The sequence below is a fragment of the Achromobacter sp. ESBL13 genome (genome assembly GCF_036668755.1).
Taxonomy (GTDB): Bacteria; Pseudomonadota; Gammaproteobacteria; order Burkholderiales; family Burkholderiaceae_B; genus Achromobacter.
This window is the reverse complement of sequence record NZ_JAZEVT010000001.1, coordinates 584163-599615: the sequence shown is the minus strand read 5'-3', so window position 1 is coordinate 599615 and position 15453 is coordinate 584163. Positions and strand designations below refer to the sequence as shown.

Here is a 15453-nt window from a genome sequence, read left to right as displayed (position 1 = left end):
GAAGGGAAGGAACGACGGTCGGCTCAATACGAACCGTTGGGCCAATCGATGTAGCCCTTCGCGCCGCCGCCGTAATACGATTCGCGCGGCGCGACCGTCAGCGCCGCGCCACGACGCAGGCGCTCGACCAGGTCCGGATTGCCGATAAACAGCCGACCGAAAGCCACGGCATCGATCTTTCCCTGTGCGCGCCGCTTGATGGCCATTTCCAGGTCATAGTTGTTATTGCCGATGAAAGGTCCGTCAAAGAGTCCGCTCAGCGCGTCCAGATCCACACCGGCGGGCACCTCCCGCGACGTGGCGGTCGCGCCTTCGACAACATGCAGATAGGCCAGGCCAAATCGGTTCAGTTGCTTGATCAAATACCCGTACATCGCCATCACGTTGCTGTCGGGCGGCGTGTTGCCCGCATCCGGCGTCACTGGCGATAGCCGGATGCCGACCTTGTCGCTACCCCAGATGTCGACGACGGCCTCGGTGACTTCCAGCGTCAGGCGCGCTCGGTTTTCGATCGAGCCGCCGTAACGATCGGTGCGATGGTTTGTGGAGTCGCGCAGGAACTGATCCAGCAGATAGCTATTGGCGGCGTGGACTTCCACCCCGTCGAAACCGGCACGTAGAGCATTCATCGCCGCGATCTTGTATTGCTGGATGACCCCGGCGATTTCCTCGGTTTCCTGTGCGCGGGGCATGGAAACCGGTACAAAGCCGTCGACCGTATACGTGTTGCCTTCCGCCGCAATGGCCGAGGGCGCGACAGGGGCTTGGCCATCGGGTTGCAGCTGCGCACTGGAAAAGCGACCCACATGCCAAAGCTGGCTGACGATCGTGCCGCCAGCGGCGTGCACCGCATCGGTGACTTTCTTCCAGCCCGCTACCTGTTCGTCGCTCCATATGCCGGGCGTCGCGGCATAGCCGCGGCCTTGGGCTGAAATATTCGTCGCCTCGCCAATGATCAGTCCGGCTCCTGCGCGTTGCGCGTAGTAGGTGGCGTGCAATTCGTTCGGGACGCCGTCCTCGTCGTAGCGGCTGCGGGTGACAGGCGCCATAACAATCCGGTTGCTCAGTTCAATCGCCCCAAAGCGTGCGGGAGAAAACAAATCGGTGCGCGTGCTGTTATCAGTCATGGGGCATAGGTCATCAGTCATAAGTCATAAGTCGTCGGATGTGGGTGGGGAAAATAGTTGACCAGTCGTCTACAAGGCAGCCAAAAAAAACTACCCGACCAGACGTTGGGTAGTGGCGAAAGCGGTATCGAAAGGCGTGGTGGCTTTGTTCAGCTTGGCAAGAAGCGACGCGCCAAGCCAAAGCTCGTAAAGGGACTGGGCCAGAGCCTCGGCCGGCACGGCTGACGTGATCGAGCCATCGTCCTGCCCTAGCCGCACACAGCGTGAGATACGTTCAATGATCGCGTCTGTCCCGCGTTGAAGGACGATGCGCATGTCCTCGGAAAGGTCGCACATCTCGGGGCCTAACTTGACCACCAGGCATTTATCGTCCGGCAGGTCCGTGCCTTGCGTGTCAGCCCAGTATTTGAAGTAGCCCAGCAATCGCTCCGCGCCGGAGCCATCCGCTGCCAGCAGGCGGTCCACCGTCCGCAGATAGTCGGCAAAGTACTCGTCCAACAACGCCTGGCCGAATTCCCCCTTCGACTTGAAGTAGTAGTAGAACGAACCTTTTGGTACCCCCGCCGCCGCCACTACCTCGGCCAGGCCGACGGCGGTGTAGCCCTTTTGGGTCATCAGGGCTCGGGTCACATCAAGAATGTGCTGGCGCGTCTCTGCTGCTGGTTTTTTCATTTTGCGAGTGTACAGAAAAAACCGACCAGTCGTCTAGGTTGGTGTAACGACCGCGCGGCGTACGGGGTCGTCAGGTCAGTTAGCGCGAAGCGGCACCGTCATTCGAACGCCTTTTTCTTCCACAGCTCCCATGGCCGGCCCATCACGCCGGCCATCATCTCGTCGGCCATTGAGGCTTCGGCGTCCGACAAAAAGGTGATTTCACCGTTCAGCCCGATAGCCTTCTGCTGAAGCGAAGCGTTCATTTCGGTATAGACGGCGCGATAGACGGCCACTGGCAGGCCGTTGCCCACGGTGACAAAGCCGTGCCCTCGCATCAGCGCTACGTGGCTTTGTTTCAGCGAACTGGCGAGCTCTCGACCGTGGTCGCGATTGCGTACCAGCATGTCGGTATCGCCGAAGCAACAGCGGATGTCAAAGACCGGCGCGCCTGCGCCCAGAAAACCGGCCATATGGTAAATCGGCCGCAACCGCACGTTGGAACCCGCAAAGGGAATGACGGAGGGGGAATGGCTGTGCACCACCGCCTGCACGTCGGGCCGCGCGCGATAGATTTCGCCGTGTATATACCGTTCCAAGTATGGCTTGCGCGTGTCAGCGCCAACGGGCTCGGAGTCCTCGTTGAACTCCATGATGTCGTCGGCCGTCACCAATTCGGGAGCAAGCGAGCGCGACAACAGGAAATGTCCCGGGTTGTCGGGATGACGCACGCTGACATGTCCGAACCCATCCAGAACGCCGAAACGGGCCAGGATGCGGTTGGCTACGACCAAGTCTTCGATGAGGGCATTGATGGGCGATTTGTCGTTCATAAGGGCTCCTTTGATTGCCGGGATCCGACTATTGGTCGAGCGAAATGTTGGCTTTCCTTGCCACGGCTCCATACAGTTCGATATCCGAGTCCAGCTGCCGCGCCATGGCCGCGCCCCCCGTTTCCGAGGTTTCGTAGTAGCGCTCGTGGAACTCCTTGCGCACCGCCGGATCTGCCATGGTGGCGACGACGGCATCCTGGAATTTTTCCTTCACGGCCGCAGGCAGACCCTGTGGGGCGAACAAGCCGAACCACACGGAGATGTCCAGTTCGCCGAAAGGCGCGGTCTCGGCGATGGCGGGCACGTCAGGAAGGAACGAGGCCCGGTTTTTAGAGGCCACGGCGATCAGCCTTAACTTGCCCGCTTGGGCGTGCGGCGCCAGATTCGGGATGGTGCTCATCAGGATGGGCACCTGGTTGCCCAGGCCATCGTTGATCGCCGGGGCGCAACCCTTGTAGGGTACGTGCACCAAATCCAGCTGCGCCATCCGTTTGAACGACTCTCCAGCGAAATGCTGAGGCGTGCCGTTGCCACATGACGAGTAGCTCAGCTTGGTACTGTTCTGCCGGATATAACTAACCAGTTCCGGTACGTTGTTCGCGGCGATTGCCGGGTTCACGCCCAAGGCGACCGGTGCGGAAACCAGCAAGGAAATCGGTGCAAGGTTCCTTTTTACATCCGGCGTGCCGCGCATCGTCAGGGCCGCGTTGATGGTAAGCGTGCTGTTCGTCAGCAAGAAGGTATAGCCGTCGGGCGTGCCTCGCGCGACCTGGTTGGCACCGATGTTGCCCGATGCGCCCGGCTTGTTGTCCACGATCACCGTCTGCCCTCCCAGATGGGCTGGCAGCTTGGCGGCGATTAACCGCGCCACGACATCGGCACCTCCGCCCGCCGCGAATGGCACCACTACCGTGATCGGCCGGTTGGGATAGGAGTCATCCGCCCTGGCCGTCGCAAAACCTAGCATCAAAAAACAAGAACTGAGCGCGCACAAGCGCCTGACGAGCGTTGGATGTCGCACGTTTTGTCTCCGTTATGAGTTTTTATGTGCCGCTATTGTCGGCAGCCGGGCATGGCGTTTCCAATGAAATTATCTTATTAGCCATGCCATTTTTTGTATGGCTTGAGCTCGCTTCGACCACCATCGAACCGAACTCCCGGTCGCCATATAGCCATATGCGCGCGGGTTTATGTTCAAAGGCCACGCCGTGGGCGCGGATCCCCCGGGCTCGCATCACCCCAACAATTGCCCCATCCGTTCCTGCAACCAAACCTCGGTCGCGCTTAGCGTCGCCCCTTGGAGCCACAGCGCGCGCACCGACAGCATCGGCAATGACAAGCCCGCGCACGGCACGCGCGCCAGCGTGCGGCGAAAGCTCTCGTATTCCGCGATGTTCAGCGGCAGGATCGCCCAGCCCAGCTCGTCCGCCACCATGCCGGCGATGCTGTAGAAGCTGTCCGTGCGCCACACCGTGGGGCTCAGCAGCACCTCTTCCACGCCTTCCATCTGCATCACCAGCTGCCGATAGCGCGCCAGATCGTTGCGCGTGACTTCGGCCAGTTGGGTCAGCGGATGCCCCGACGCCACGAACACCGCCTGCGCCACATTGCCCAGGTAGCGGTGCGCGAACGCGCTGCCCGGGTCGCCCCGATCAAAGTGGAACGCGATGCTGGCGCGGCCTTGCTGCACGTAGTCGGCCACCTCGGTGGCGGTGCCGTTCAGCTGCGTCAATTCCAGGGCGGGAAAACGGTCCGCCACTTCGACCACCAGCGCGCCCAGCACCTGATACGGCAGCGCTTCATCCAAGGCGATCGACAGGCGCGCGTCCTGGCCGGCGGCAAATGACAAGGCCCGCTGGTCCAGCCCGCTTGCCTGGCGCAGCAGTTCGCGCGCTTCTTGCAGCATGACTTCGCCGGCGGGTGTCAGCGTCGCGTTGCGGCGCGAGCGGTCGAACAATTCCACGCCCAGGTCGGCCTCCAGCAGGCCCACCGATGTGCTGATGGCGGACTGTGCCCGCCCCAGCCCGCGCGCCGCCGCCGAGAAAGAGCCGGCGTCCGCCGCCGCGACGAAATGCCGAAGTTGGTCCAGGGTCCATTGCATGAGGCGCCTCCTTAATTCATCTATTTTATAGATGAAACCAAACTTTTTTCTGCAAATAAACAGATAGATAATGCCTGCCTTGCGCTGGGAAGCCGCCTTTGTGGCGCAACAATCCCAGCGTGGATTCAAAGGAGTAGAACTATGCAGCGGACTCATTCGAACGCTGTCGCCACGGCCGATCCGCGCCGTTGGCTGGTGCTGGGCATTGTGTCCATCGCCTTGTTGTTGATCGTGGTGGACATGACGGTGCTGTACACCGCCCTGCCCCGGCTGACGCACGAGCTGGGCGTCACCGCGTCCGAAAAATTGTGGATCGTGAACGTGTATGGCCTGGTGGTGTCGGGCCTGCTGCTGGGCATGGGCACGCTGGGCGACCGGCTGGGCCATAAGCGGCTGTTCATGATGGGGCTGGGTGTGTTCGGCGTGGCCTCGCTGGCGGCGGCGTATTCGCCGGCCGCCGCCCCGCTGATCGCCGCCCGCGTGCTGCTGGCCGTGGGCGCCGCCATGATGATGCCCGCCACGCTGTCCATCATCCGGCTGACTTTCGCCCAAGAGCGCGAGCGCGCCGTGGCCATCGGCATCTGGGCGTCGGTGGCCTCGGGCGGCGCGGCGCTGGGCCCGGTGGTGGGTGGCGTGCTGCTGGAGCATTTCTGGTGGGGATCGGTGTTTCTGATCAACGTGCCGATTGTGCTGCTGGCCCTGCCGCTGGCCTGGCGGCTGATTCCGGCCAGCCGCCCCGCCACCGCGCGGCCGTGGGACCTGACCGGGTCGCTGCAAGTCATGGCTGGCTTGATCCTGTGCGCCTATGCGTTGAAGGAACTGGGACGTGCGTCCACGTCGTGGCTGCATGCGGGCCTGGCCTGCGTGGCCGGGGTCGCCATGCTGACGGTGTTCGTGCGCCGCCAGCGCCGCCGGCCTTATCCGCTGATTGACTTCGCCATCTTCCGCAACGCCACCTTCAGCTCGGGCGTCGCCGCCGCGCTGTTCGCCGGCGCCGCGCTGCTGGGCTTGGAACTGGTGTTCAGCCAGCGCTTGCAGCTGGTGCTGGGCATGTCGCCTATCCAGGCCGCGCTGTTCATCCTGCCGCTGCCGTTGGCCGCCTTTGTGGCCGGCCCCGTGGCGGGATGGCTGCTGGCCTACATGCGCGGACCGCGATTGATGTTCCTGTCGCTGGTCATTTCAGCGGCGGGCATGGGCGCTTACCTGCTGTGCTATGACGGCGCCGTGCTGCCGCAGATGATCAGCCTTAGCGTGCTGGGCCTGGGCATCGGCGCGACGATGACGGCGGCGTCCAGCTCCATCATGCAAAGCGCCACGCAGGAACGCGCCGGCATGGCGGCCTCGATCGAGGAAGTGTCGTACGAGCTGGGCGGTGCGTTGGGCGTGACGCTGATGGGGTCCATCCTGTCCGGCGTGTACGCCAACACGCTGGACGTGCCGCCCGCGTTGGCGGCGGCGCCCGCGCTGCGCGACAGCCTGGACGAAGCGTTGATCGTGGCCGAAGGCCTGCCCACCGACCTGGCAGCCACGCTGACCGAGTTGGCCCGGACGGCGTTCGACACCGGCTACGCCGCTGTCATCGCCACCGCCACCGTCATGCTGGTGGCCACCGCCGCGTTCGTGTTGCTGAACCGGTCGCGGCGGCAGGCGGCGGCGGCTTAGCGCTTGACGTTCAGCGCGTACGAAACGCGTTGTCCATGTCGGCGATCAGGTCTTCTTCGTGCTCCAGCCCGATTGAGATCCGGATCAGCCCTTCCGACACGCCCGCCGCCTCGCGTTCGGCGGCCGGCACCCCGGAATGGGTGGTGGACGCGGGATGGCACACCAGCGATTCCGTACCGCCCAGGCTCACGGCCGACTTGAACAGATGCAACGCGTTGACGAAGCGAAAGGCGCGCTCGCGGCCCCCGTCCAGCACGAACGCAAACGTCGAGCCCGGCCCCGTGCACTGGCGCTTGTAGACCTCTTGATACGTGCGATCCGCAATCATCTCGGGATGAAAAAGCGTGACCTTTTCGTAGGGGTTGCCGGCCAGCCATTGCGCCACCTTGGTTGCCGTGCGCGCCGCCTGCTTCATGCGCAGCACCACCGTTTCCATGGACCGCGTGATCATCCAGCACGAATGCGGGTCCAGTTGCGAACCGAACGCGCTGCGTATCGCGCGCACCTTCTTGATCAACTCTTTGGTGCCCGTTACCGCTCCCGCCACCAGGTCGCTGTGCCCGCCCACGTATTTGGTCAGCGAATACACGCACAGGTCCACGCCATGCTCGGCCGGCTTTTGGAAGATGGGCCCCAGCAGCGTGTTGTCGCACACCGAAACCGGGCGATAACCGTGGCGCGTTTCGAAGGCGTCCAGCTCGTTCTTCATGCCTTCGAAGTCGATTAGCGCGTTGGTGGGGTTGGCGGGCGTTTCCACGTAGAAGACGCGCACCGGGCCCTTGGCCGCGGCCGCCTCAAGCGCGGCGCGCATATGCTTGGGCGACAGCCCGTCCTGGATGGGATGCGAGCCGATTCCCCACTCCGGAAAGATCTTGGCGATCAGGGTTTCGGTGCCGCCGTACAGCGGCAGCGATTGCACCAATTGATCGCCGGGGCGCAGAAACGCCATCAGCACGGCGCTGATCGCGGCCATGCCGCTGGCCGTCACGGCCGCCGCCTCGGAACCGTCCAGCAAAGCCAGCCGGTCTTCCACGATTTCCAGGTTGGGATGGTTGAAGCGGCTGTAGACCAGCCCGGCGGATTCGCCCTGCGGCAGGGGCTTGCGGCCCGACACCAGGTCGAAAAACGCAGCGCCGTCCTCGGCGGACCGGAACGCAAAGGTGGACGTCAGGAATACCGGCGGCTTGACCGCCCCTTCGGACAGGAAGGGGTCGTAGCCGTACGACATCATCTGCGTTTCCGCGTGCAGCGGACGGCCAAAGATATCTTTCTTGTGATACGTCGAATACGTCATGGTGTGCCTCTTTCTTCGGGGTTCCAGCCGACCGGGCAGGCGCGTTTCGCATGCTGCGACGATAGCGCCAGCCGCCTCGGGATGTCTTGCAGTATGAGCGCGGCCGCCGCCAATAATCTTTCCATTTCTATCGCCACACCACGATAATGAGAAACTTTGTTTCCCATTCATACCCATCCATGAAAGACACTGCCTTGTTACATCAACTTGACGCGATCGATTGGAAAATCATGAAAATCCTTCAAGAAGATGGCCGGCTCAGCAACGCCGAGCTGGCCGAGCGCGTGTCGCTATCGGCCTCGCCCTGCTGGAAGCGGTTGAAGCGGCTGGAGGCCTCGGGGGTCATTCGCGGCTACCAGGCCATTCTGGATCGCCGGGCGCTGGGCATGGGCGTGGTGGCCTTCGTCAGCATCTCGCTTGAAAACCATACCGAGAAGCTATGCCATGCCTTTGAAGCCGCCGTGGCCGCCATGCCGGAAGTGCTGGCGTGCCACAACACCACGGGGCAGCACGACTACCTGCTGCATATCGTGGCGCAGGACTTCGACGCCTATTCGGAATTTGTGCGCAATCGCCTGCGCACCCTGCCCGGCGTGAAGGAATTGCTAAGTACGTTGTCGATGCATGAAGTGAAGTCGTCAACCAAACTTCACCTGTAGCGGCGCCTAGGCGGACGCTTGCATCTGCCCGGGAACGACGCGGTTGCGGCCGTCGCGCTTGGCTTGGTACAGGCCGCGATCGGCCACCTGAATCAGGTCGGTGCAGGGTTGGTCCGCCACCGGAATGGCGGTGGCCGTGCCGATGCTGACGGTCAGCCAGGGGCCCGAGCCCGTGTTCTTCTGCGGGATCTGCATGGCCTCGACCGCGCGCCGCAGCTTCTCGGCCGCCAGCCGTGCGCTGCCCGCCGGCGAGCCCGGCAGCACCAGCGCAAATTCTTCTCCGCCAAAGCGCGCGGCCAGGTCCGTGGACCGGTCGCAGCTGGCGAAGATGGTGTTGGCCACCCGCTTCAGTGCCTCGTCGCCCGCGATGTGGCCGTACGTGTCGTTGTAGGCCTTGAAGTAATCCACGTCGATCATCAGCATGCTGATCTCGCGTTGGTCGCGTCGCGCGCGCTGCCATTCCGCGTTCAGGTATTCATCAAAATACCGGCGGTTGCCCAAGCCCGTCAGCCCGTCGGAATTGGTCAGGCGTCGCAACTCCATATTGCTTTCCAGCAGCTGCTGCTGGCTTTGGCGCAGCGCCTGGTAGGCCTCGTCGCGCTGCACCAGCGCCAGGTACGAACGCGAGTGATAGCGAATGCGCGCCACCAGTTCGATAGAGTCCGGCAGCTTGACCAGGTAATCGTTGGCCCCGGCCGAGAACGCGGCGCTTTTGATGGCGGGGTCTTCCTTGGTGGACAGCACGATGATGGGAATGTCGCGCGTCACCGGATGGTTGCGGTATTCCTTGACCAGGCTCAGCCCGTCCACGCCCGGCAGCACCAGGTCTTGCAGGATGACGGTGGGCCGTGTCTGGATGGCCACCGTCAGCGCCTTGTAGGGGTCCGAGCAATAGTGGAAATCAATGTTTCCCTCGGTGGCCAGCGCCCGCCGGATCGCTTCCCCGACCATCACCTGATCGTCCACCAGCAGCACCATGGCCGCGTGCGCGTTCAAGTCGGCCGAGGCTGCGTTGTCTAAAGGTGGGTGCATGGTAAGTCCTTGATGTTGAACCGCATTGCGCGCTCAGGCCAGGGCCTGAATCAAGCGCGGGGCGATCAGGTTCAATGGTTTGATTTCCACTGCGGCCTGCATGGCGGCGGCCGCCTTGGGCATGCCGTAGACGGCACTGGTGGCCTGGTCTTGCGCGATGGTCAGGCAGCCCCGCTCACGCATGGCCTTCAAGCCACGCGCGCCGTCCTGGCCCATGCCGGTCAGCAGCACGCCAACGGCGGTGCCGCGCCAGTGCTGGGCCACGCTGTGAAAGAACACGTCGATGGAAGGCCGGTACAGGCTTTCCTTGGGGTCCTGGGTGTAGCGCAGCGTGCCGTCGGGCAACAGATGCAGATGGTCGTCCGTGCCCGCCAGCAGGATCTGGCCGGGCATCGGGCGTTCGCCCTCACGCACCAGCCGCACGGGCAGCAACACCTGATCGTTCAGCCAGTCCGCCATGCCCGCCGCGAACGAAGCGTCCACGTGCTGCACCAGCACGATGCCGGCCGGAAAACCCAGCGGCAGATCGCTTAGCAGCTGCGCCAGCGTGGCCGGCCCGCCCGCCGACGCGCCGATCACCAGCAAGCGCTGCGCGTCGGCGCGCGCCGCCGATTTGGGCACGGGCGTCAGCGTGGGCCGGTTGCCATAGCGCCCGATCAACCAGCCGATGTTGCGAATCTTGCGCAGCAAGGGTGCGGCGGCGGCGCGCATGTCGCCGCCGGTGACCACGGGCGTGTCCACCGCGTCCAGCGCGCCGTGGCCCATGGCGTCAAACACCCGTGCCGTGTGGCGGGCCACGTCCACCGTCACCACCACAATGGCGCACGGCGTTTCCGCCATGATGCGGCGCGTGGCCTCTACCCCGTCCATGACGGGCATGATCAGGTCCATCAACACCACGTCGGGCCGGTCGCGCGCGCATTGCGCCACCGCCTCCTCGCCGTTGGACGCCACCCACGCCACTTCCAGCCCCGGTTCCAGCGCGATGGCGCGGCGCAGGGTTTCAACGGCCATCTGCATATCGTTGACGATGCCGATTCTCACGTCAGTGCCTTCCCGATCAAGTCCTCGACAGCGTCCAACAGCGCGTCATCATGGAAGCTGCCCTTGGCCAGATAGTAATCAGCGCCGGCATCCAGCCCGCGCCGCCTGTCTTCTTCGCGATCCTTATACGACACCACCATCACCGGCAGGCCTTGCAGCTTGGGGTCGGCCTTGATGCGGGACACCAGCTCGATGCCGTCCATGCGCGGCATGTCCACATCGGTCACGACCAGGTCGAAATCCTCGCCGCGCAGCATGTTCCAGCCGTCCATGCCATCCACCGCCACGGCCACGTCGAAGCCCCGGTTCACCAGCAGCTTGCGTTCCAGCTCGCGCACGGTCAGGGAATCGTCCACCACCAGCACGCGCTTGCGGCGGCGCTCTTGGGCGATGGGGCCACCACCGTCCACCCGCGTCAGCCGGCCGCCTTCGATCAGTTTTTGTACCGACAGCAGCATGTCTTCAACGTCCAGGATCAACAGCGGCGTGCCGTCGTCCATCAACGCCCCCGCCATCACGTCCTGCACCTTGCCCAGCCGGGGGTCCAGCGGTTGCACCACCAGCGTGCGCTCGCCGACGTAGCGGTCCACGGCGATGCCGTACCGCTTGTCGTGATCGCCCACGACCACCACCGCCATCGACTCCGCCGAGGGCGCCGGCTCGCCGCCCCGCAGGATCTGCCGCGCGGACACCAGGCCCACCTGCCTGTCCATGAAGCGAAAGTGCTGGTGCCCTTCCAGTTGTTCGATCTCTTGCGAACGCACCTGCAAGGCGTGGCTGACGTAGGCAAGCGGAAACGCGTAGATGTCGCCCTGCACCTCGACCAACAGGCTGCGCACCACCGATAAGGACAGCGGCATTTCCAGCACAAAACGCGTGCCCTGCCCGGTGGTCTGGTGCACACGCACAGCGCCGCGCAGCTGGCGCACCATGGTCTGGACCACGTCCAGCCCGACGCCGCGCCCCGAAATTTCAGTGACTTCACCGCGCGTGCTGAAGCCGGACAGAAACAGGAATTCCAGCAGCTCGGCCTCGCTCAGGCGGGCGGCCGTTTCCGCCGTGGTCAGCTTGCGCTGCACGACTTCAACGCGTAGCCGGTCCAGCGAAATGCCGGAACCGTCATCGCTCAGTTCAATTACCAGCATGCCGGCCGAATGGCGCGCCGACAGCCGGATCAAGCCTTCGGGCGGCTTGCCGACGTCCATGCGGTCCATCGGCATTTCAATGCCATGGTCCACGGCGTTGCGCAGCAGGTGCATCAGCGGCGCGTCCAGCTTTTCCAGGATGTCGCGGTCCACCTGCGTGGCGTCGCCATCAATTTCCAGGCGCACCTGCTTGCCCAGCGCACGGCCCAGGTCGCGCACCATGCGCGCCATGCCGCCCACGCCGTCGGCAAACGGGCGCATGCGGCAGGTCAGCGCGGTGTCGTACAGGCGCTGCGCCAGATGGCTCATGCGCCAGCCGAATTCATCCACTTCATTCGTGCGCTGAATCAGTTCCTGCTGGCATTGGTCCACGATGCGCTGGGCGTCATCCAGCGCCGCCTGCGCGCGCGAGTCCAGCTGCTGCCCGGCCAGGGCGCTGCGCACGCCGTCCAGCGCTTGCGCGGCGCCCGCCTGCATGCGCCGCAGCCGCAACATGGACGCGCCAAACGGCCCGACCCAATGCGATTCCACCAACGTTTCGCTGGACAGACCCAGCAGCTTGTTCAGCGTGTCGGCGGTGACGCGCAAGACCCGTTCGCTTTCGGAAAGCCCTTGATCGGAACTACGGCGGCCGGACGGCTGGGATGTGGGCGAGGCAGATTGCGGCGCATGCGGTGGCGCGCCTGGCGGCGGGTTTGCTGGCTGACTTGCCCGCGGGTTTGCGAGTGGACTTGCCGGCTGAATCGTCGTCGCGTTCGGGGTCGTGTAGGGCCCCAGGCTTGGGGCTGCGTACGGCGTCGTATATGGCGTCGTAGATGGCGCCGCTGCCGCCGCCGGTTCATCTTCGATACGCTTGATCGGCGGCAGGAAATCCGAGGGTCGGGGCGCGCGCGGGGCAACGGGCGGCGGCGCGTTCGGCGCGCTGCTCAGGCGCACCACCAGTTCATCGATTTCACCGCCCAGTTCCGTGCCGGGCGTGGCGACCCGCTGCAACAGGTCAGTGCCCAGCAACAAGGCGTCGATATCGTCTGCCTGCAAGCGCAGCCGCCCTTCCTGCGCGGCCACCAGGCAATCTTCCATGGCGTGCGCGATGCGCACGGCGGGGTGCAGGTCCACGATACGGGCCGCCCCTTTCAGCGAATGCGCCGCTCGCATGCAGGCTTCCAGCTGCGCGGCGGAGGTAGGGTCGTGTTCCAGCGCCAACAGGCCGTTGTTCAGGACCTGCACCTGGGTGCGGGTCTCAAGCTGAAACAGCTCTAGCAGCGAGGCATCGCGCATTTCGTCCGGGTTCACGCCAGACTCCGTTCCAAGGCTTGCATCAATTGGGTCTCGTCCAGCACGCCCACGCTACGGTTGCCGCAACGCTGCACGCCGCGCGAATATTTCAGGGCCGCGCCTTGCACCGTCGCCGGCAGCGGTTCCAACCGGTCCAGGTCGACGGCGTGTATCCCTTCCACCTCGTCCACGGGCAGCACCACGGCCCGGCCCGCGCCACCGAAAATCAACATGCGCGCGGCGCCCGAGCGTTCGCGCACATCCAGCGGGGCCGGCGCCATGTCCAGCCCCAGCAGGCGTGCCAGGGACACACAGACGGTCAAGGTGCCGCGCACGTTGGTCACGCCCAGCACCGCCGGATCGCGGCGATGGGGCAGCGCCAGGATGCCTCGCGTGCCGGCCACTTCGTCCAGCGCACGCGTCGGCAGGCCCAGCCATTCGCGGCCCAGCCGGAAGACCAGCAACGAAGACATTCGAACGTCTTCACGGGGCTTGTCGTGGTCGCCGTCTGACGAATCACCGTCAATAGCGTCCATCTGCGGCGGCAGTCGGTCCAGGATGCGTTTGGCGGCGGCGGCGTAGACGGGGCAATTGCGGCAATGCACGTGCTCGGGCAATTGCGGGCAGGTTTTGTCGCCGCGGATGCCGATGCGGTTCCAGCAATCGTCAACATCGGACAGCAGCGCGATGGGTTCAACCACGTCGGGCCTCCTGTCGCGCCGCGCGCGCTTGCAGGCGGCGGGCGCCTTCGATATCGCCAGCCGAGGCGATCAGCGCCGCCAGGTGCAGCAGCGCCTCGCGATGGGTGGGGTCCAGGTACAGCGCCTTGCGATAGGACGCCTGCGCCTCGCGCGAGTCGCCAGCAGCATCCTGCAACAGGCCAAGCAGATGCAGCGCATCAGCGCTGACGCCGTGGATGTCGATATGCGCGCGGCACTGCGCCAGCGCGTCTTGCACGCGGCCCCGGTCGGCCAGCGTGGCGATCTGGCGTAGGGAAGTTTCGGGGCTGGGGGATGCGCGGGTCGGTGTGCTGGATGTACTGGTCGATGCGCTGGTCGCCGCGCCGGGCGATGCCTGCCAGCTAGCGGCGTTTGTCGCCCCCGACGTCGACCTGGACGTCCCGGTCGGGCCGGCCACGGGCGAGCGCACCGGCGACGCCCCCGAAGCGGGCGGATTCGCCGCATGCGGCACCGGCAGGTGTCCAGTCGGAACCTGCGCCACGGGCCGGCGGGGCGGCGTCCACGCGTGCACGATCGGCCTGGACGACGCGGGCATCTCGGCTTGAGGCGGCATGGCCTGATTACGGAAGGCGAACGAGCGCGCCATTGCCACCGACGGCAGGCGCCGCGCGGTCAGCAGGCTGGTTTCAGCCGGGCCCACGAACATGACGCCGTCGCCGCGCGTGAAGCGCCGCAGCACCTGCACCGCGCGTTCCTGTGTCGGCCCGTCGAAGTAGATCAGCAGGTTGCGGCAGAACACGAAGTCATACGGCGCCGTGCCCGGCAGCAGTTGGCTGTCGAACACATTGCCCTGCCGAAAACACACGCGTTCCCGCACCTGCGCGGACAGTTGGTGGCCGTCGGCCGTCTCAGCAAAATGGCGGTCGCGATACGCCAGATCATCGCCGCGAAACGAGTTGCGGCCATACACGGCGCGTTGCGCAAACTGGACCATGCGTTCGCTGATGTCCACGGCATCGATCTGGAAACGCGCAGCGGGCACGCCGGCGTCCAGCAAAGCCATGGCGATGGAATACGGTTCTTCGCCGCTGGAACACGGCATGCTCAACACGCGCAGCACCCGACCGTCGGGCGCGCCCGCCGCGAACAGGCGTTCACGCGCCAGCGTGGCCATCGCCGTCTGCGATTCCGGATACCGAAAGAACCAGGTCTCGGGCACGATCACGGCTTCGATCAGCTGCTGCATCTCGGCCGGCGTGCTGTGCAGGCGCGTCAGGTAATCGTGTTCGTCGGCCACGCCCGCCGCGCCCATCCGGTGGCGCACCGCGCGTTCGACGGCCGCCTTGCCGATGGAGCCGCTGTCCAGCCCCATCTTGCGTTTTAGCAAGGCGCTGAATTCGTCGACCAGCATCATGGCGTGATCTCCCGGTCCGCCGGGTACAGCATCGCGCGCACGGGCGGCGGCAGCAATTCATTCACGCCCACCGCCTGCACCATGCCCTGCCCGTCGTTCAGCACGGGCCCCAGGTAGCGCGCATTGGCGTTATCCAGCGCAAACGGCTGAAATGCTGCGGGGTCGTAATGCACGGTTTCGGTGGCCTGTTCCAGGATCAGGCCCAGCACGTGCTCGGCCGCCGCCCCGCCGGCCCGGTAGCGCACCATCGCCAGACGGGTACTGGTAACGCGGGCCGCGTCGGCGTGGCCCGCCAGCGCGCTCATGTCGATGGCCGGCACCGTCGCGCCGCGCCATTGCAGCATGCCGGCCACCCAGGACGGGGCGCCCGGCACTTGCTTGAAGACGCGCAGACCCAGCACCTCGATCACATCCCCCGCGTCCAGCGCATAGCGGTCGCCGCCGATGCGGAACAACAGATACAGCCGCCGGGCCGCCGCGTTGGCGGCGCCGGCAGCGCTGGCAATGGGCGAGGAAGCAGTTTCCGCCATGGAAGC

General features: G+C 65.0%; 14 protein-coding genes. 2 read left to right on the top strand and 12 right to left on the bottom strand.

The genetic code is table 11. The features are described from left to right. Positions 1-23 precede the first annotated feature (23 nt). The 5 genes from V6F88_RS02770 to V6F88_RS02750 form a co-directional block, all read right to left on the bottom strand. Positions 24-1127 (bottom strand): alkene reductase, encoded by a 1104-nt coding sequence (locus V6F88_RS02770; RefSeq protein ID WP_332607815.1) that lies wholly within the window; start codon positions 1125-1127, stop codon positions 24-26. 90 nt (positions 1128-1217) lie between these two features. Beyond that, positions 1218-1799 carry a TetR/AcrR family transcriptional regulator gene (locus V6F88_RS02765; protein WP_319300736.1) on the bottom strand — a complete coding sequence of 194 codons (582 nt, stop codon included), beginning with the start codon at positions 1797-1799 and terminating at the stop codon, positions 1218-1220. A 98-nt stretch (positions 1800-1897) separates the two neighbouring features. After that, positions 1898-2611, bottom strand: coding sequence for a class II aldolase/adducin family protein (locus tag V6F88_RS02760; RefSeq protein ID WP_332607814.1), 714 nt, complete (start codon positions 2609-2611; stop codon positions 1898-1900). Between the two features lie 28 nt (positions 2612-2639). Next, positions 2640-3632 (bottom strand): tripartite tricarboxylate transporter substrate binding protein, encoded by a 993-nt coding sequence (locus tag V6F88_RS02755; RefSeq protein ID WP_332607813.1) that lies wholly within the window; start codon positions 3630-3632, stop codon positions 2640-2642. A 213-nt stretch (positions 3633-3845) separates the two neighbouring features. Further along, positions 3846-4712 carry a LysR family transcriptional regulator gene (locus tag V6F88_RS02750; RefSeq protein WP_332607812.1) on the bottom strand — a complete coding sequence of 289 codons (867 nt, stop codon included), beginning with the start codon at positions 4710-4712 and terminating at the stop codon, positions 3846-3848. A 141-nt stretch (positions 4713-4853) separates the two neighbouring features. Between V6F88_RS02750 and V6F88_RS02745 the strand changes: the two genes are divergently transcribed. Continuing rightward, positions 4854-6374, top strand: a complete 1521-nt coding sequence (locus V6F88_RS02745) for an MFS transporter (protein WP_332607811.1) — start codon at positions 4854-4856, stop codon at positions 6372-6374. A gap of 10 nt (positions 6375-6384) precedes the next feature. Here the strand turns inward: V6F88_RS02745 and V6F88_RS02740 are convergent, their stop codons facing one another. Then, the gene (locus V6F88_RS02740; protein ID WP_332607809.1) at positions 6385-7668 is read right to left on the bottom strand and encodes a cystathionine gamma-synthase family protein; all 1284 of its coding nucleotides are present in this window, start codon (positions 7666-7668) and stop codon (positions 6385-6387) included. A gap of 179 nt (positions 7669-7847) precedes the next feature. Here V6F88_RS02740 and V6F88_RS02735 point away from each other — a divergent pair, with 179 nt between their 5' ends. Then, entirely contained in the window at positions 7848-8327 is a 480-nt protein-coding gene (locus V6F88_RS02735) for an Lrp/AsnC family transcriptional regulator (protein WP_332607807.1), read from the top strand. Between the two features lie 6 nt (positions 8328-8333). Here the strand turns inward: V6F88_RS02735 and V6F88_RS02730 are convergent, their stop codons facing one another. Genes V6F88_RS02730 through V6F88_RS02705 form a run of 6 tightly spaced genes read right to left on the bottom strand, consistent with a single transcriptional unit; the run spans position 8334 to position 15447 of the window. Continuing rightward, positions 8334-9359, bottom strand: coding sequence for a diguanylate cyclase (locus V6F88_RS02730; protein WP_332607806.1), 1026 nt, complete (start codon positions 9357-9359; stop codon positions 8334-8336). A 33-nt stretch (positions 9360-9392) separates the two neighbouring features. Then, complete coding sequence (locus V6F88_RS02725; protein ID WP_332607805.1) at positions 9393-10403, bottom strand: chemotaxis response regulator protein-glutamate methylesterase; 1011 nt, start codon at positions 10401-10403, stop codon at positions 9393-9395. Continuing rightward, positions 10400-12841 carry a hybrid sensor histidine kinase/response regulator gene (locus V6F88_RS02720; protein ID WP_332607804.1) on the bottom strand — a complete coding sequence of 814 codons (2442 nt, stop codon included), beginning with the start codon at positions 12839-12841 and terminating at the stop codon, positions 10400-10402. The genes V6F88_RS02725 and V6F88_RS02720 overlap by 4 nt, the downstream gene beginning before the upstream one ends. Next, positions 12838-13524, bottom strand: coding sequence for a chemotaxis protein CheW (locus V6F88_RS02715; protein ID WP_332607803.1), 687 nt, complete (start codon positions 13522-13524; stop codon positions 12838-12840). Before V6F88_RS02715 ends, V6F88_RS02720 begins: the two co-directional genes overlap by 4 nt. Beyond that, positions 13517-14917, bottom strand: a complete 1401-nt coding sequence (locus V6F88_RS02710) for a CheR family methyltransferase (RefSeq protein ID WP_332607802.1) — start codon at positions 14915-14917, stop codon at positions 13517-13519. The genes V6F88_RS02715 and V6F88_RS02710 overlap by 8 nt, the downstream gene beginning before the upstream one ends. Then, complete coding sequence (locus tag V6F88_RS02705; RefSeq protein ID WP_332607801.1) at positions 14914-15447, bottom strand: chemotaxis protein CheW; 534 nt, start codon at positions 15445-15447, stop codon at positions 14914-14916. The genes V6F88_RS02710 and V6F88_RS02705 overlap by 4 nt, the downstream gene beginning before the upstream one ends. Positions 15448-15453 lie beyond the last annotated feature (6 nt).

Bases quoted from the DNA above. Each gene is read 5' to 3' on its own strand.
- V6F88_RS02740 (WP_332607809.1), bottom strand. From the start codon at position 7,668: ATGACGTATTCGACGTATCACAAGAAAGATATCTTTGGCCGTCCGCTG.
- V6F88_RS02750 (WP_332607812.1), bottom strand. From the start codon at position 4,712: ATGCAATGGACCCTGGACCAACTTCGGCATTTCGTCGCGGCGGCGGAC.
- V6F88_RS02710 (WP_332607802.1), bottom strand. From the start codon at position 14,917: ATGATGCTGGTCGACGAATTCAGCGCCTTGCTAAAACGCAAGATGGGG.
- V6F88_RS02730 (WP_332607806.1), bottom strand. From the start codon at position 9,359: ATGCACCCACCTTTAGACAACGCAGCCTCGGCCGACTTGAACGCGCAC.
- V6F88_RS02735 (WP_332607807.1), top strand. From the start codon at position 7,848: ATGAAAGACACTGCCTTGTTACATCAACTTGACGCGATCGATTGGAAA.
- V6F88_RS02705 (WP_332607801.1), bottom strand. From the start codon at position 15,447: ATGGCGGAAACTGCTTCCTCGCCCATTGCCAGCGCTGCCGGCGCCGCC.
- V6F88_RS02745 (WP_332607811.1), top strand. From the start codon at position 4,854: ATGCAGCGGACTCATTCGAACGCTGTCGCCACGGCCGATCCGCGCCGT.
- V6F88_RS02760 (WP_332607814.1), bottom strand. From the start codon at position 2,611: ATGAACGACAAATCGCCCATCAATGCCCTCATCGAAGACTTGGTCGTA.
- V6F88_RS02765 (WP_319300736.1), bottom strand. From the start codon at position 1,799: ATGAAAAAACCAGCAGCAGAGACGCGCCAGCACATTCTTGATGTGACC.
- V6F88_RS02770 (WP_332607815.1), bottom strand. From the start codon at position 1,127: ATGACTGATAACAGCACGCGCACCGATTTGTTTTCTCCCGCACGCTTT.